General features: G+C 66.1%; 12 protein-coding genes. 10 read left to right on the top strand and 2 right to left on the bottom strand.

Features of this window, described 5'->3' with window-relative positions; genetic code table 11:
- Position 1: 1 nt before the first annotated feature.
- Positions 2 to 736, bottom strand: a complete 735-nt coding sequence (locus ACWC0C_RS23845; protein WP_450865722.1) for a hypothetical protein — start codon at positions 734 to 736, stop codon at positions 2 to 4.
- Positions 737 to 1287: 551 nt separating this feature from the next.
- Here ACWC0C_RS23845 and ACWC0C_RS23840 point away from each other — a divergent pair.
- The 6 genes from ACWC0C_RS23840 to ACWC0C_RS23815 all read left to right on the top strand — a co-directional run bounded on the left by ACWC0C_RS23840 (position 1288) and on the right by ACWC0C_RS23815 (position 10405).
- Entirely contained in the window at positions 1288 to 1923 is a 636-nt protein-coding gene (locus tag ACWC0C_RS23840; protein WP_450865721.1) for a hypothetical protein, read from the top strand.
- Positions 1924 to 1925: 2 nt separating this feature from the next.
- A complete protein-coding gene (locus tag ACWC0C_RS23835; protein WP_450865814.1) occupies positions 1926 to 2999 on the top strand; it encodes a hypothetical protein in 1074 nt (357 codons plus the stop codon).
- A gap of 225 nt (positions 3000 to 3224) precedes the next feature.
- Positions 3225 to 3542, top strand: coding sequence for a hypothetical protein (locus ACWC0C_RS23830; protein ID WP_450865719.1), 318 nt, complete (start codon positions 3225 to 3227; stop codon positions 3540 to 3542).
- Positions 3543 to 3546: 4 nt separating this feature from the next.
- Positions 3547 to 5058, top strand: a complete 1512-nt coding sequence (locus ACWC0C_RS23825) for a C2 family cysteine protease (protein ID WP_450865718.1) — start codon at positions 3547 to 3549, stop codon at positions 5056 to 5058.
- On the top strand, positions 5055 to 5768 hold the full coding sequence (locus ACWC0C_RS23820; protein ID WP_450865716.1) for a hypothetical protein: 714 nt from the start codon (positions 5055 to 5057) through the stop codon (positions 5766 to 5768). Before ACWC0C_RS23825 ends, ACWC0C_RS23820 begins: the two co-directional genes overlap by 4 nt.
- A gap of 188 nt (positions 5769 to 5956) precedes the next feature.
- Positions 5957 to 10405 (top strand): FtsK/SpoIIIE domain-containing protein, encoded by a 4449-nt coding sequence (locus ACWC0C_RS23815; protein ID WP_450865714.1) that lies wholly within the window; start codon positions 5957 to 5959, stop codon positions 10403 to 10405.
- Between the two features lie 106 nt (positions 10406 to 10511).
- Here ACWC0C_RS23815 and ACWC0C_RS23810 read toward each other — a convergent pair whose 3' ends face one another.
- Positions 10512 to 10784: a WXG100 family type VII secretion target gene (locus tag ACWC0C_RS23810; RefSeq protein WP_450865712.1), complete on the bottom strand. Its 273-nt coding sequence runs from the start codon at positions 10782 to 10784 to the stop codon at positions 10512 to 10514.
- 201 nt (positions 10785 to 10985) lie between these two features.
- On the opposite strand from ACWC0C_RS23810, the gene ACWC0C_RS23805 reads away from it, so the two are divergent.
- The 4 genes from ACWC0C_RS23805 to ACWC0C_RS23790 all read left to right on the top strand — a co-directional run bounded on the left by ACWC0C_RS23805 (position 10986) and on the right by ACWC0C_RS23790 (position 15932).
- Positions 10986 to 11312 (top strand): hypothetical protein, encoded by a 327-nt coding sequence (locus tag ACWC0C_RS23805; protein WP_450865711.1) that lies wholly within the window; start codon positions 10986 to 10988, stop codon positions 11310 to 11312.
- 90 nt (positions 11313 to 11402) lie between these two features.
- Positions 11403 to 14312, top strand: a complete 2910-nt coding sequence (locus tag ACWC0C_RS23800) for a hypothetical protein (protein WP_450865710.1) — start codon at positions 11403 to 11405, stop codon at positions 14310 to 14312.
- 200 nt (positions 14313 to 14512) lie between these two features.
- Entirely contained in the window at positions 14513 to 15490 is a 978-nt protein-coding gene (locus ACWC0C_RS23795; protein ID WP_450865708.1) for a hypothetical protein, read from the top strand.
- 22 nt (positions 15491 to 15512) lie between these two features.
- Positions 15513 to 15932 carry a hypothetical protein gene (locus ACWC0C_RS23790; protein WP_450865706.1) on the top strand — a complete coding sequence of 140 codons (420 nt, stop codon included), beginning with the start codon at positions 15513 to 15515 and terminating at the stop codon, positions 15930 to 15932.
- Positions 15933 to 15959: the final 27 nt, after the last annotated feature.

Raw genomic sequence — 15959 nt, 5'->3', positions numbered from 1 at the left:
TCTAGTTGCCGGAGCCGGAGACGTGTACGACGGCGACCGAGCCGTCCGAAGCGGCGCGTGCCACGGCGGCGGCGTCGGCCTGGTCGACGATCAGGGTCAGCGAGAGATTGCCGGAGCTGATAGTGGCGTCTCCGCCGTCCTTCTTGTAACCGACCTTGGCGGTGGTGATGGGATCGCCGGAGGAACCGGTGGCGCTTGCGGACCCGGTACCGGTCTTGCTCGAACCGGCCGAACCGGAGCTGCCCGTGCCGACGTTGTAGACGGCGACCGTGTCACCGGCCTGGATGTCCGCCGGGTACTGGCCGTCCTTCAAGGAGACCCCGACGACGGCCTTGCCGGCCGGCAGCACATTCCCCTTCGTGAACATCTGGCCCACGACGATCGTGCCCGGGTAGATCGTGGTCCGCGCCTTGTAGTCCTTCAGGGCGCCCAGCTGGTCCCAGCGGACGTAGTCGACGCTGTCATCGGCGGCGACCATCACGGACGTGGAGTTGCTGCTGTTCACGGACTGCCCGACCTGGATCGCCTGCGTCACCTTGACGACCTCGATCCGGTTCCCGGCCCGCAGCACGAGCGTGGTCGCCCCCAGCGCACCGAGCAGGATCAGCAGCACCGCGAGCGCGGCCAAAGCGGGCTTGCGCTCGCGAGGTGGGGTGGGGAGCCGGTCGCCGACCGGAGGTTGAGCCTGCCCGGCAGAACGACCGGCGCCCGCCCCCGCACGCTCTTGGATCTTCACGCAGCCGCTCCCCCGTACACCCAAGAAAGTCTTGCCTATCAAAGTCCGCTCGGCACCGGGCCGTTCACGGCATCCGGGACACTCCACCGACTCGGCGTGTCCTGATCTGATCCCCAAGGCCTGAGCAAGTGTCAAGCCATCGCACCGTATCAGTCGCACATAAGCCCCTCAAGGCGCGTCCCGACTCTCCGTCCCCATCGATCCGAAGGAGACCACCCCTTTACACGCTACTCACAAGGTCTGCACAATTCATTCGCGAGAGTCGGCCACGTCGGGCAGGCGCACACGTGACGCAGGCAGCAGCAACCTGGTCCCCGCTGCCAGTTCACACTGGCGCGACATCAACCGCATCGCCGCCACTGAGCCCGGTCCCACATGCGTATCCCGCAGATGGCACCTCTGATCCATGGATCATTCAAGGCGGTTGGCTCGAACACCGCCCGGTTGGCCACACCCTCCCCCCGAAGCGAATGAACGCCCTGGCAAAGCCATGAACCTCACCGATACCGTCTGTGCTCTAGGCCGACGTTCTGTCTCACGGGGAGTCCATTGTGAAGCGCCCAACTTTGCCCGTTACTACAACGTTCGCCGCACTCGCAGCCGTTCTACTGACTGCCTGCGGCTCGGGTAGCGACGACAAGTCGCCTGACGGCATCAAGGGAGCGTCCACGGGGTCCAGCAGTCCGTCAGCCTCGGCTTCGGCTGCATCCAATGCGAATCGGCCGCTCATAAAGCTTCCCAGCAGCTTCCAGGCGCACTTCGAAGGCTGGACGAACAGCGATCCGGAACTCCAGACCGCCCTGAACGACGGAAGCGAACGGCTCAAGGCGTCGTACGCAGCCATCATCGCGGGCGACCCCGAGTACAAGGCACTGGCTTTCTACAGCGGCACATCGGCGATGAGCACCGGCTCCACTTGGATCAAGGGATACAAGGGCATGACAATCACAGGGATGGTCACTGTCTACAACCCCCAGATTGCCTACGTCGGCGGGGCAAAGAAGCGCGCCACCCTCTTCTACTGCGTGGACGAGAGCAAGGGCTACAGCAAGGACCTCAAGACGGGCGAAACCGACGGCACTCCAAAGGGCGAATCCCCCAAGGTCCAGTACCGGACGAGCCTCAGCAGGCAGCCGAACGGTGTCTGGAAGACCATGACGGTGGAGACGCAGCCGGGGGCATGCTGACCATGAACCCCATCCGCATGACCTGTGCCGGACTCTTGGCCTCGGTGACACTCGGCGCCGCACTGTTCCCTTCGCCCGCAGTTGCCCTCGGCAAGCCTGGACATGAAGGCCAGGCACCGAGTCCCTCCGGCGGAGCCAATGGCAACGAACTCTATGCCTCGGCCACTTACTCCCAGATCAAGGTCCGTCAGGTGAGCGGCCCTACCGGCGGCAAGCGGGGAAACGTCGCCTCGGTGGACGTGAATTGGAAGCCTCCGGCCTGCTGGTACGAGCCCGTCTTCACCGGCAAGGAGCTAAAGGCATTCGTGGACAAAACAGACGGCAACGGCGACGTCGGCATCCACGAATCCTGGTACGGCAAGAAGCTCTGGACCGATCACTACCGGGATAGCAAGCCGGAGACCAACTTCGACAACGCAAATACCACCGCCGAGGGCTACAAGAACTACAACATCGGCAAGGACGGTTACTTCTGGCGCAGCGTCGCACCGGACGACAGTGACCCCGGCTCGTGGGACTGCGGCAGGATCATGTTCTGGCAGGACGCCGGGCAGATCCCGAAGATCCCGCACGCCCCCACCCCCAAGATGCTGGCCGAGTACGCCTACAACAAGATCAAGGTTCCCGACACCGAGATCAAGCTGAAGCCAGCCGCCAAGGCCACGGTGAACCTTCCCACTTGGGTCTGGTTGGACAAGGGAATATTCAGGGAGATCAAGGTCCGCGCGGAACTTCCCAGAACCAACTTGTGGGCGGAGACGACCGCCAAGCCGGTCGCCCTCCACCTCACTCCGGGCACGGACGACGCGAGCACCTCCCCCGCCTCCGGCGACTGCACGATCAACGCGGACGGCTCGATCGGCACCCCGTACGAGAACGGTGACGCAGACAAGACTCCTGCCTGCGGCATCACCTACCTCCGCGCCACAAACGGCACCCCCTACCACCTCAAGGCCTCCCTCACCTGGCAGATCACCTGGCAGGGATCCGACGGCACCGGCGGCGACCTCCCCAACGGCACCTTCGACACGACGCAGGACGTCAACGTCCAGGAGGTCCAGTCAGTCAACCGCTGACGCCGCGGGGGCAGAACCGACCACGCACGGGCGCCGCGGGCGCCAGTTCGTAGGAGCCTGCACGACTCTTGCGTCTTGCGCGTCCGTGTTGCGTGCTGTGCCTCCTCGATAGACATCTTCTGGAATCACTCTGCATGACAATCGAACACGACCTCACTTGATCGGTTCGTTCGTTTGTTAGCATCTGCCCTCGGTGCCTGGCGGCCGATCAACTACGGGGTTGACATGGGAAGACCGGACGAACGAGGCGAGACACCCGCGCAGTTGAAGAAGCGGGCCGATGACCTGCGCGAGTGTGCCCGCAAGGCACGGACTCTTGCTGGGGGGCTGGGGCCGTATCTCGACAACGCGGTGACGCAGGCGACACCCGCCATATGGAAGGGCCCGTTCGCAGAGGCTTCCACCGCCGCACTCAGCAACCGCAAGGGCTCACTGCACTCGATGGCCAGTGATCTGATGGCCGACGCCCGGCGTTGGGAGACCGAGGCACGCAACCTCGATGAGGAAGCCGCCAAGGCCAAGAACGACAAGCCGGGCGGGTGAGCTGATGCCATTCGCCGGGTTCGACATCCCGAAGATCCGCAGCCTCGGGGGCAACCTGAAGACTCTGGGCGACAGCGCGGGCAAACTGCACAGCGACATCTCCGCAGTGCTGACCCAGGCCCAAAGCCTGCTCGGCGGGAAACCCGCCACGACGAGCCCGGCCCTCGAACCACTGGTCGGCAACCCCTTCTCCTTCTGGCCTTTCGGCGGCGGCACCCTACCTGGGTCGCTCAGCCACGAGCTGCACGACATGTCCGACTCGATCACGCGCCGCTGCAACCAGCTGGAGAAGTGCAACGAACTCCTCGCCAAGGGGTACGCCATCGACCCGGCGCTCGCCTTCGCCGACGAGAACGCCCCGGACGAGAAGAAGATCACCGCCGCACTGGCGGACATCGCCGCATTGGACGGCAAGGATTTCGGCGACGACGGCAACCGTGACGATCTGGACAAGGTCAAGGACGAACTCAACGCCCTGACCCCCGCCGAACTCGACGCCTTCCTCGCCAAGGTCCCGGCCGAGGACCTCCGCCGCTACGGCGACCTGGCGAAGAAGACTGACGACAGCGGCATGTGGTGGTGGGAGTCCCACGACGGCATACCCGACGGCCAGTTCCGCGACCACTTGAGCACATTGCTGAAGAAGGCTGGGCCGTCGCACTGGGCCAAGTTGGAGGCGGCCTTCCCGGGAATCCAGCCGGGATTCGACACGACCGACGCATGGCTCCAGGGATACAACTCGCAGCTGAACGAAGGTGTGAAGGGCATGCAGTACGGCATGCCCACCGAGCCGCTGTTCGCCACCCCGGGCAAAGTCGACCCGTCGGGCATCTCGCAAGGCCAGTTCGCGGACTGCTGGTACATCGCGTCCCTCACCGCCACCGCCCAGGCGAATCCGAGGTTCATCGCCGAAGGGATCAAACAGAACCCCAACGGCACGGTGGATGTCCGAATCTGGGACAAGGACGGCAACCAGCACTGGGTCACGGTGACGCCGGACCTTCCCATGGACGCCAACGGCAACCTGGTCTCCGCTCACGGCCAGGGCGAGACCTGGCCCGCATACTACGAGAAGGCGTTCGCCCTGATGTACGGCGGGGACAAGGGCGGAACCCCAGACAACCATGTGGGGGACAAGCTCTACGACCGCCCCGAGAAGGGCGACTACGGCGCCACCGAGTGGGACCAGACCAACATGGCCCCGCCGTACGTGACTGGTCACGACTCCAAGTCGCTCGACAACAACTTCGACGACATCAAGCAGTCCTTCGAGTCGCACCATCCGGTGATCGTCGCCACTCCGTCCGGCGACGAGCTGAAGAACAACGGCCTCGATCCGAACTGGCAGCCGGGGTACGTCACCCGGCATGTCTTCTACGTCAAGGGATTCGACAGTGACGGGAAAATGATCCTGGGCAACCCGTGGGGCCCCCCGAACGGCCAGGACATCCACGTCTCACCCGCGGATTACCAGAAGTACTTCAACAGCCCGCAGGAACTCCAGGGGACCCAATGAGCAAGGTGCGAATCGCCACAGCCCTTCCCTGCCTGCTGCTGCTGGCCGCCTGCGGCACATCGGGAAGCCCGACGGCCGACCCGTCGTCGTCCACGACGCGATACACGCCACCGCCGGCCGACAAGGGGCCGGAGTGCGAGGGTGACAAGGCCGCCAAAGGTCTTCATGTACTGCGCGCCGCGTCGGCCTCTCTGCCCGGCGGCACCAAGGTGCAGTACGCGGACGCGAAGGCGGACGGCAAGCATCGCACCGCCGAGCTCGCCGTGGGTAATGCGCGGCAGACCGTGCGCCCGGCCCAGAAGGTCACGCTCGGCGGGCACACGTACACCGTCTCTCAGATCTGCACGTACCGCGTGGTTCTCACCGCGCCGGGACTGCCCGCTCCGACGCACAAGGGGAAGCACATGCCCGTCTGGCCGACCACGTATGAAGGTCACTGGCGCCTGCGCTGGCACGTTCCGGACAACGGACCGCAGGGCATGGGTGCCGTGGTCACGGACATCGAGAGCGACCCGCTGAGTGCCACGATCAGTGCCGCCGACTCCGGGTCTCATGCCTTTTACAACAACCTCCGCCCCGGTGCCACCGTCGAGATCGCAGGCAAGCTCTGGAAGGTCGCGACCATCGACGCCGGACACATGAACGTCGAGATGAACTCGCCGGACTTCAAGGCGGGGTACGTGGACTTGCAGCAGCTCGGAGACGCGTAGCAGGGCTTTGGCTGAACGGGCGGAAGCTTCCCAACGGAACCTTCGGCAACCGAACGGTGATGTGAAGGTCCAGGAACTCCAGACCGTGAACCACTGAGGTGCACGGATGCGCCGTCGGCCGAGCCGGATAGCCTTTGCGGGCATGTCAACGTGGCAGTGCCATGGGTCCCCAGGAAGGAACACGGCCTATGCGGGTGTCCGTGACGGTGGTCCGGCAGGGCGCGGATCCACAGGACGTCATCCTCGACTTCGGTGAGGACGCGAGCATCACCGAGGTGGCCAGGGCATTGGCCCCCACGGCCGCTGCCGCCCGCCTCCCCACCACCGTCACCGCGCTCCCGCACAGCCCGTACGACCCGCGGTTCGGCGGTGAGCCGACACCCACCACAACCGGTCTGTGGGCCGACGGACGGTACTGCGAACCCGACGTCCGGGTGGGCGACGTACTCCGCGACGGTATGCGGATATCCGTCGACGACGCCATCGGCCCGTTTCTGCGGGCCGGTGAACCCTCCGGGCGGTACGAACTGCGGGTCACCGGAGGGCCCGGCGCCGGCCGGGTCGCCCGGCTGGCCGCGGGTGTGACCACGATCGGATCGGCGCGCGGCTGCACCATCGCCGTCCCCGATGCCCGCCTCCCCCCGGAGGCGCTGCGCGTGAGCGTCGCCGTCGATGGCAACGTCACCGTGGCACCAGGAGCTGCGGGTGCGGAAGTGCTGCTCGACGGCGAGGCCGTCACCGGGGAGCGCGCGTGGCCACTGGGCGCACTCGTCGCCTGCGGCAGTTCCCTGCTGGTCCTCGACGACCCGGTGGAACCCGACGCGCACCTGGCGCCGATGGGAGAGGGCGGCCTCGCCTACAACCGTCCGCCGCGGCTCTCGTCGCTGCCGCCGAGGGCACGGCTGGTGGTGCCGGACCCTCCCGGCAAGGCCGAACGCCACCGCTTCCAACTGATCGCCTCCGTCACGCCGTTGATCTTCGGCGTGGTCATGTACCTCATGACCAAGCAGGCGTACACGCTGCTGTTCTGCCTGATGAGCCCGGTGATGATGGCCGGCGAGTGGGTCAGCCAGAACCGCGAAGGCAAGAAGAAGCACCGCACCACGGTGAAGGAGTACAAGGCCCAGAAGGCCAAGTACGACGAGGACTTGGCTCGCTTGTGCGCTGCGGATCAGCGCGCCCGACGCGATGCCTATCCGGACGCCGCTTCCCTTCTGCTGTTCGCGACCGGCCCACGGCGCCGTCTGTGGGAGCGCAGGCTCACCGATCCGGATGCCCTGGTGCTGCGCGTCGGTGTCGCCGATCTGCCCGCGAACATCGAGCTCGTCGCCACTCCGGCGAAGGGCGAACAGGGGCCGCCCACACCACCGCTCGTGCTCGACGTACCGGTCCCGCTGCCGTTCACCGAACTGGGTGTGGTGGGCCTGGCCGGCGCACGCCCCCAGGTCCTGGCCGGTGCCCGCTGGCTCGCGCTTCAGTCGGCCGTCCTGCACAGCCCGCGCGATCTGTCGGTCGTGGTGTTCTCTTCCGCGCCGGACGCCGGGGACGCCTGGAGCTGGGCGCACTGGCTGCCCCACACCGCGCCGCGCAACGGACAGGACTGCGTCTCCCTCGTCGGCGCGGACTCCGAGACGATCGGACGACGTGTCACCGAATTGCTGAACGAGCTGAACCGGCGCAAGGAGGCCGCCGCCCCGGCGGGCGGAGCGGGCCGACTGCGACCCGACCCGCATGTCCTGATCGTTCTGGACGGGGCGCGGCTGCTCCGCCGGGTGCCGGGCGTCCCCCAACTGCTGCAGGAGGGGCCGCTGTACGGCATGTTCGCGCTGTGCGTGGACGAGGACGAGCGGCTGCTGCCCGAGGAGTGCCGGGCCGCGATCTGCTGGCCGCTGGGCTCCTCCGACCGCGTGGTACTGCGCGGCGCGGGACTCGACGCACTGGGTGAGGTGCTCGCCGACCAGGTGTCCCGCGAATGGTGCGAGCTGGTGGCCCGCTCACTGGCCCCCGTACGTGACGTCAGCCGCGACGACGCGGACAGCGCACTGCCCTCGTCGGCGCGCCTGCTGAACCTTCTGGAGATGCCGGATCCGACGGGTGCCGCCATCGAGCAGATCTGGCGGTTCGGGGGTGCTACCACCCGCTTCCCGGTCGGTGTCGGAGCCGAGGGGACCTTCTTCCTCGACCTCCGGCTGGACGGGCCGCACGGCCTCGTCGCCGGCACCACGGGTGCCGGAAAGTCGGAGCTGCTGCAGACCCTCATCACCTCGCTGGCCGTCCACAACCGGCCCGACGCCCTGAACTTCGTCCTGATCGACTACAAGGGCGGTGCCGCGTTCCAGGACTGCGCACGGCTCCCGCACACCGTCGGTATGGTCAGCGACCTCGACGCACACCTCACAGAACGCGCCCTGGCCTCGCTCGCAGCCGAGCTGAGACGGCGCGAGGAGCTGCTGCTTCGCGCCGCGCCCGCGAAGGACATCGAGGACTACACCGACGCCCGGCAGCTTCGGCCCGAACTGGAGCCGATGCCCCGCCTGGTCATCATTATCGACGAATTCGCCGCACTGGTCGCCGAGCTGCCCGACTTCGTCGCCGGTCTGGTCGACATCGCACGCCGAGGACGTTCTCTCGGCGTCCACCTCATTCTCGCCACGCAGCGTCCCGCAGGTGTCGTCAGCCAGGACATCCGCGCCAACACGAACCTGCGCATCGCGCTGCGCGTGACCAACCGGGACGAGTCCGCGGACGTCATCGACGCCCCGGACGCCGGTAGCATCGCGAAGTCCACCCCGGGCCGGATGTACGTACGATCGGGTGCGAACGCGCTGGTGGCGGTGCAGTCGGCCCGCATCGGTGGCCGGCGGCCCGGACAGTCGTCGCGGCCCTCCGTCGGTCTGCTCCCGCTGCCCTGGAACTCAGTCGGCCGCCCCTTGCCGAAGCCGGCCGATGACAGCGACGACGGCACTCTGGTGACGGATCTCGCGGTGCTGGTGGACGCCATCGCCGACGGTTCACGGCGCATGGGCTTCGACGCGCCGCACAGGCCGTGGCTGCCTCCGCTGCCCGAGCACGTCACGGTCGCCGACCTGAGTCAGGAAGCCGGTCCCGCGCAGGGCGACCTGACGCCGGCGGTCTTCGGCGTCATCGACGTCCCGGCACGCCAGGCCCGCTCCGCGCTGCACCTGGACTTGGTGAACGGCGAGCACTTGCTGATCGTCGGCGGTCCCCGCTCCGGTCGCTCCACCGCGTTGCGTACGATCGCCGCCTCGCTGGCCACGACCACGTCCCCGTCCGACGCACACCTGTACGGCATCGACTGTGGAGCCAACATCCTCCTGCCGCTGACCCGGCTGCCGCACTGCGGCGGAATCGTCACCCGCGACGAGACCGAACGCCTCGTACGGCTGCTGGGCCGCCTCCAGGGCGAGGTGACCCGACGTCAGCAGCTCCTCGCCCACCTCGGTGTCTCCAGTGTGGCCGAGCAGCGGGCATCGGCCCAGGGCGAGGACAGGCTGCCGTACATGGTCCTGCTCCTCGACGGCTGGGAGGGCTACGTCCAGACCTTCGAGGGCTACGACTACGGCAAGCTGATCGAAGCCATCACGCGGCTCTTCCGCGAGGGACCCGCCGTAGGCCTCCGCGTGGTGATGACCACCGACCGCAGCGGCACCACCGGCTCCGTGACCAGCTCTTTCGGCGAGCGGCTGATCCTGCGGCTCACCGATCCCAACGACTACGGCATGGTCGGCATCTCCCCGCGTTCCGTGCCCAAGGACATGCCGCCCGGGCGCGCCCTGCGTCTCACGGACGACGGCGTCCAGGAGTGCCAACTGGCCCTGCTGGCCGCCGACCCGGCCGGCAAGGCCCAGGTGGAGGCACTGCAGCAGATCGCCACCGAGACCGCCCGCATCCACCCACGGCCGCCACGTCGGCTCCGGCCGATGCGGGTCGACGCCCTGCCCATCCGGTGCACGGCCGAGGAAGCCCTCGCCCTCGACCCGGAGTTCGCCCCGACCTCGGACCTGTGGGCCCTGGTGGGCGTCGGCGGCGACGAACTGGCTCCGCTGGGCGCCGACCTGTCGGAGGCCGGTCCCGGCTTCGTCATCGCCGGCCCGCCGAAGTCGGGCCGGTCGAGCACGCTGATCACGATGGCACGCTCGCTGACCCGGGGCGGACTGCCCGTGGTACTGGTCACCCCGAAGCGCTCGCCGCTGAAGAACCTGGAGGGCGAGCCCGGCATCCTCGGCGTCCTGAGCGGTGACGCCTCGCAGCACGACCTCACCGAGCTTCTGTCGCCGGTGCAGAGCGCGCGGTACGCGGTCCTCGTGGACGACGCGGAACTGCTCTACGACTCCGCGCTGGCCGAAGGGCTGGAAGAGGTTGTCAGAAGCGGCCTGGACGGCGACCACGCCGTCATCGCGGCGGGTTCGGCCGAGTCCCTGGGATCCCAGTACCGCGGATTCATGGTCGAGGCCCGGCGCAACCGCCACGGCCTTCTCCTCGCCCCCACCCCGGACGCCGGCGAGCAACTCTTCGGCGTCCGCCTGCCCCGCACGAGCGCGGCGGGTCCTGCGGGCCGGGGCATTCTGGTCCAGGGTGGCTCGATGACTCAGGTGCAGGCGGTCGTCGACGCCTGAGAAGCCCTGAGAGGCTCATGGTACGGAAACGGCCCGGGGTGGGTCGTCCGATGCTTCGGACGACCCACCCCGGGCCGTAACTACCGGCTCAGTGCGGCTGCTTGAATCAGTGACCCGCGGTGGCCCGGCGGATGTTCTCGTGGTGGGTGTGCGAGGCCTGGTGGGCCTCGTGCAGCAGGTCCACGATCTTCTGGAGGTGCGGCTTCATCGAGGCCCACTCGTGGCGGAACTTGTCAGCAAGCGGACCGGTCCAGTACGCCTGGCTCTCGTCAGAAGCGGAGTTCAGACCGGAGAACACCGACTCCAGGTTCACCTTCTGGCTCTTGAAGTGATTGACCAGCTTGTTCAGAGCTTCGAGATCGGCACCACTGATAGCCATGGCTAGCCGCTCCTCCCCGTATCAAAAAACTCTTGTCACGGACCCGTCGCCCGCGAGTGGCACCGTACTCTACGCCACTCTCGGAACAACCGTGCCGTTGCATTCTCGGACAACAGACGTCATCCGTAGGCCCGTTGGTTCCCGTGTCATCATGTTGCTCCAACGCGAGCCATGTGCGAGTGACGGAAGCGGGGAGAACTCATGGGGGATCCGGCAGCCCAGCAGAAGGTCGACAATCCGTGGCGAGCAGCCCTGGTGACACTGAGGAACGACCTCAAGTCGGAAACCGAGCGGCTGAAGGGCCTGCTGGCAAAGGCTGACGCCGACATGCAGGGCAAGAAAGTCTGGACCAGTGAAGCCGGCGGAGTCGCCGCGAACTTCCGGGACGACCTCCACGGAAAAAGGCAGCGGATCGGGACATTGGTAGGCAATCTGATTCCGGCCGTGGAGGCCGAAATTGCCAAGTGCCCCGAGAAGGTCTCGCCCGGCGAGGCCAAGATGATGCATATGGAGATGCAGGGCTACTGAGCCCGGCGGACAAGTTCCCGGAAAGCGACTCCAACGGGGGAGTAAAGAGTGGGTGAGTTTTCGTCAATAGACCCGACAGCCATGAAGGGTATGATCACGTCCTACAGCAAGGACAAGGACGATCTACGCAGCAGCGTGTCGGCGCTCAAGTCCCGCTTCGACCGGTACGGCATCAACTCCGGCGATTTGACCCAGATCTTGGGCATCTGCAACTGGCTCGACGACCAACTGTCCACTCTCACCCGCCACCAGGTCCTCGGAGCCGCCCTCGAAAGGGAGCACCCCGGCCTCACGATGGTCCAGGTGCCCGAGCCGGTCGTGAGCACCGCCCAAGCCCGCAAGGACGGCAAGGATCTCGCCGACCGGATGAACAAGATCGACGGGACCGGCGATACCGCCCAGCAGTACCACGAGATCGCCCAGCAGCTGGCGGCCCACAAGGACGACCCCGACTACTGCTCGTCCTTCTACGCCGCACTCAACCCCAATCTCGCACAGAATCTCCCCACCTTCCTCACCTCCACGGGCAGTTCCACCGCCGGCGAGGACCTGCAGGCGTACAGCCAGGCACTCGGCACCGCCTGCAGCGACGACTACCCCGCACCCGGCTTCGACAAGGTCAAGAAGCTCTACCTGACCGCACCGCCCAAGGGCGACAACGTCCTCGCCTGGAACCGCGGAGCCATGCTCCAGTACGGCCAGTTCCCCACCGACTTCCTGGCGAAGGCGGCCCGGGTCAACGTCCTGGACTCCTTCGCCAAGGACCACGACCAGAACTTCTCCGTGCTCTCCCAGGGCAAAGGCCTGGGGCTCCCGGACAACACCATGGCGCTGTACCTCAAGGCGCTCGGCGCCAACGGTGATGCGACCCGCGACGCCCTGGGCCACATGGGTGGGTCCGGCTGCGGAACGGATCTGCAGGGCAACTTGAAGTCGCTCATCACCTACGCGAACCAGAGCCACGACCCGGATATGACCGACGCCTTGAAGTCGGCCCTGACTGCCGGATCCGGCGACCAGGTCACCCGCGGTGCCGACGGCAGCCTCCATGTCGTACCCACGATGCACGGCGGCTTCGAGGCGGACTTCGCGGCGACGGCCATGTCCTCACTCGCGCAATCGCACGCGGACTACAAGACCTACAAGGACTACATCGACACGACGTTCACCGCGTACGGGACTCCGCCCGGTGCCAACAGCGACCAGAAGGGCGCTCAAGACGCCTTCCTGCTCCGCCTCGCCACCGCCGGCGACGCAAAGTGGCCGCCGATCCGCCCCGCCATCACCGCGGTCGGCAAGGACGCTGACGCTCTCAAGGGCGACGTCGACTTCATGTCGGGGTTCTACTCACAGGGCGGCGACCGCTTCGAGGCCCAGGTCGCCATGACCCTGCACAACGAGGACGGCACGCACAACGGCCAGGTCCTCAACAAGGACTCCCAGAAGATCCTCGCCGAGTTCGGCGCCAACCTCGCAGCCGCGTCCAAGCTGGAAGCATCGGGCAAGATCCCGACCGGCCTCACCCAGACGTTCACCAACCCAGCGGACATGTGGTCGGCGACGATGCTGCTGAAGTACGGGCCGAAAGGCCGCGAGTGGGATCCCAGCTTCCTGTCCGCGATGGGCGACGCGGTCCTTCACTGGCGCGCGACGCGTGACATGCGCCCTGTTTACGTCGATGGCATGAAGACTGCGGCCGGCTACGCCTCCGGAGGCTTCGGCGACCCCAGCAACGCCTGGTACTCCGAACTGGGTTTGAGGGAAGACTCCTTCCACATGAACACGGACGCTCAGTTCGCAGTCTTCCGCGGCATCACCGACAACGACCCCAGCCTTGCCGTCCTGTCCAAGCTCGCCGACAACGCAGCAGGGTCACGAGACCTGCTCTCCGGCAAGGACGGTCTCTTCGCTGCACGACAGTTGGTGAACGACCACTGGCAGAACCCGGGTCTGGACGACGACGAGTCGGCTTTCCCTGCCAAGGTCATCACTCTTGCTACCTTGAAGACACCGGACCTCTCAGCGAACAAACAGGCTGCCACGGCCGCCCAGAACGTGTTCCAGGGTGCCATGGAGGACTACTACAGGTCGCAACACGCCAGCGGCAACGAAAACGAACTGTATCCGCATATGCCCCCGGAGCTGGCGCAGGCGCTGGCCAACATAGCGGGCGCCTACACCCCAGATCTCGCACAGAGCGTCAACAACCCGGCGCCAAAGAACCCAAAGTGGAACGATCCACGATTCGACGTCACGATCGACGCGAAGACCCACCAGCCCAGAGTGGTGACGGACGTAAATGCTCTCGACCATCTCATCCACGAAATTTTGCGCGACCCGAAAGCGGGTGGCGCTTACTCAGGGTATACCCGCGCCTATATCACAACGGTTGCCAGGACTGCTCAAAGCGACCCGGATGGCGCCCAGAAGCTCCTCCGTAAACTGGGAAACCTCGACGGTCACATCGAATTGGCCAGATCCGATGCTCCTTACTCGGCTGCCGAAAGGCAAGATGCGGCGGACGTTGAGAAACAAAAGTACACATGGGTCGTCGGCGGCGTACTGAGCGCCGTGCCGGTACCCCTTGGAGCCGAGGCACCGGCAGCTTTGGAGACCACGGTCGGCCTGGTGCAGACAGCCATCGCAGGTGAGACCGCGAACAAGTCCTATGACTTCGGTGGTGGACACGCCGCAGCTGTGGCGAGCGCGGAGCAGGCCAAGTCAAATACAGAGATGCTGAGCCTTCAGTTCCCGATCATCCAGGGACTCATCAGCGCCCACAAGCTTCCCAGGCCGGAGGACTCCAGATGGTTCCACAACGGCCAACTCGATGCTGACGAGATCTTGAAGAACCCGACTCCCTTCAACGACTGGAAGGAGAGGTACGGCATCACCGACAATCGCACCTACCAGGATCTATTCAATGCCGCGAAGGACGGCTACGGAGAGAGCACGCCCGTGCGGGGGGCGAACAGCGACCCGTACAAGGATGGGAACTAATCCCTTCCCGGTCGGGCTGTGGATGACAAGCCACCGGACCACACCCCCTATGAACCTGCTGGAAGGACTGCGGAATGCCCGTGCTTAGGAGACGGCAACTCCTGTCTCGTGCCGCCGTGGCAATGTGCTGTGGTGTGGCTTTGCTGGGTGCCTGCACGGGCTCTGACGGTTCATCCGGGGCCAAAGGTCCCCAGGCGAGCGTGTTGTCCAAGATCACCGGCAGCAGCCAGGTGGAGCAGGCCGTGGCCATGCGGCCGGGAGACGAACCCAACGGCATCTCCTCGGGACCAGACGGCACCGTGTATCTGGCGGTCCCCCCGTTTGTCGCCCGTATCTCGCCGCAAGGCAAGATCGACGCAACGGCCAGTGGCCTGGGCTCCGGTCCCGTGGACGGCGCACCGCGCGGTGCTACCGCCTTGTCAAGCGATACCGTCGCGACCGCGAGCGCTGGGCAATTGCTGCGCATTTCACCGGACAAGGAGCCCGCGGTGCTCGCTGGCATCCAACACGCGCTCCGCTCCTTCACCGACCCGGTTCCCGCCACGCAGCAGGCGGCCACCGCTCATTTTAGCCGCTACCTTGCTCCTATCGGGACCTTGCATGACGGTTCCCTCATCCTGGCCGACGGCGATGCGATCTGGTCCTTGCGCTCGGGCAAATTGACGCGGCTGTACCAGCATCCTCCGATCAAGGTTGCAGGGACCGAGCGGCCGAGCGTGACGGCTGCCGGTTCCACGGTCTCCTCCGATGGCCGGATTTACCTGCTTCCTGCCGCGCCCAAGGCGACCCTCAAGGACACTGTCGTCATCTCTACGACAGGGCGCGCAGGCCGGTTGGATCTTCCTGGCACCATCAAGGGAATTCCTGGCAACACAGGGGATCTGACACCGCTCTGGCTGACCACTGACGGCGGCAATGGCGTCTACGTGCACGCTTATCGCGCTGCCGGTAACGGAAATACAAATGGAGAATTCCTCCTCCATGTACACGCCGGACAAGGGGACTTGGTGGCCGCTTCGCACACCCAGGGTTCACCGGACACGTGCAACGCCACCAAAGCAACAGACGCCAAGCACTTCCCCTGCCCGCTCCCCTGGGCGGTCACCTACCAACCCGGCCAGCTCGTCATGGCCGGCGGCGAGCCCTATGTGGTCAAAGTGACACTTCCAAGGCGCTGAGAGCAGAAAAGGCGACGCGACGGTGAGCTACGCGCAAGTTGTTCTTGCCTGCAACATTGGCGGCTGCACGGGCGTCAAGACGGACGACAGGCCCGTTGACGTATCCGTTGCCGTTGTCGCGGGCATCATCGTGTTGTTCTTGTTCTACAAAGCCATCCAGGCCGCCAGGCAGCGCCGACTGCTGCAGAACGGGACAGCGGCCACAGCGGTCATCCTCGAGATCGAGGCCCGTGCAGTGCGCGGAGGCACGGTCGATACCGACGTGCAGCTCTCCATCACCAAGCCAGACGGTGCCGTGTTCGAAAGCCATACGACGGCCTCCTTCCCACTCACCGACCTACCCAAAGCCGGTTGGGCCGTCCCGGTCCGCTATTCAGAGAAGGACCACTCGCGCGTGGCCGTTTCCGGGCCGCCAAAGCCGCCCGCACCACCGGAACCATGAGTGCGCTCCCATAAAGGAAACTGTAGA

It is taken from the genome of Streptomyces sp. NPDC001709, from assembly GCF_053596375.1.
This window is presented reverse-complemented; position numbering and strand designations above follow the sequence as displayed.

Bases quoted from the DNA above. Each gene is read 5' to 3' on its own strand.
- ACWC0C_RS23835 (WP_450865814.1), top strand. From the start codon at position 1,926: ATGAACCCCATCCGCATGACCTGTGCCGGACTCTTGGCCTCGGTGACA.
- ACWC0C_RS23830 (WP_450865719.1), top strand. From the start codon at position 3,225: ATGGGAAGACCGGACGAACGAGGCGAGACACCCGCGCAGTTGAAGAAG.
- ACWC0C_RS23825 (WP_450865718.1), top strand. From the start codon at position 3,547: ATGCCATTCGCCGGGTTCGACATCCCGAAGATCCGCAGCCTCGGGGGC.
- ACWC0C_RS23820 (WP_450865716.1), top strand. From the start codon at position 5,055: ATGAGCAAGGTGCGAATCGCCACAGCCCTTCCCTGCCTGCTGCTGCTG.
- ACWC0C_RS23815 (WP_450865714.1), top strand. From the start codon at position 5,957: ATGCGGGTGTCCGTGACGGTGGTCCGGCAGGGCGCGGATCCACAGGAC.
- ACWC0C_RS23810 (WP_450865712.1), bottom strand. From the start codon at position 10,784: ATGGCTATCAGTGGTGCCGATCTCGAAGCTCTGAACAAGCTGGTCAAT.
- ACWC0C_RS23805 (WP_450865711.1), top strand. From the start codon at position 10,986: ATGGGGGATCCGGCAGCCCAGCAGAAGGTCGACAATCCGTGGCGAGCA.
- ACWC0C_RS23800 (WP_450865710.1), top strand. From the start codon at position 11,403: ATGATCACGTCCTACAGCAAGGACAAGGACGATCTACGCAGCAGCGTG.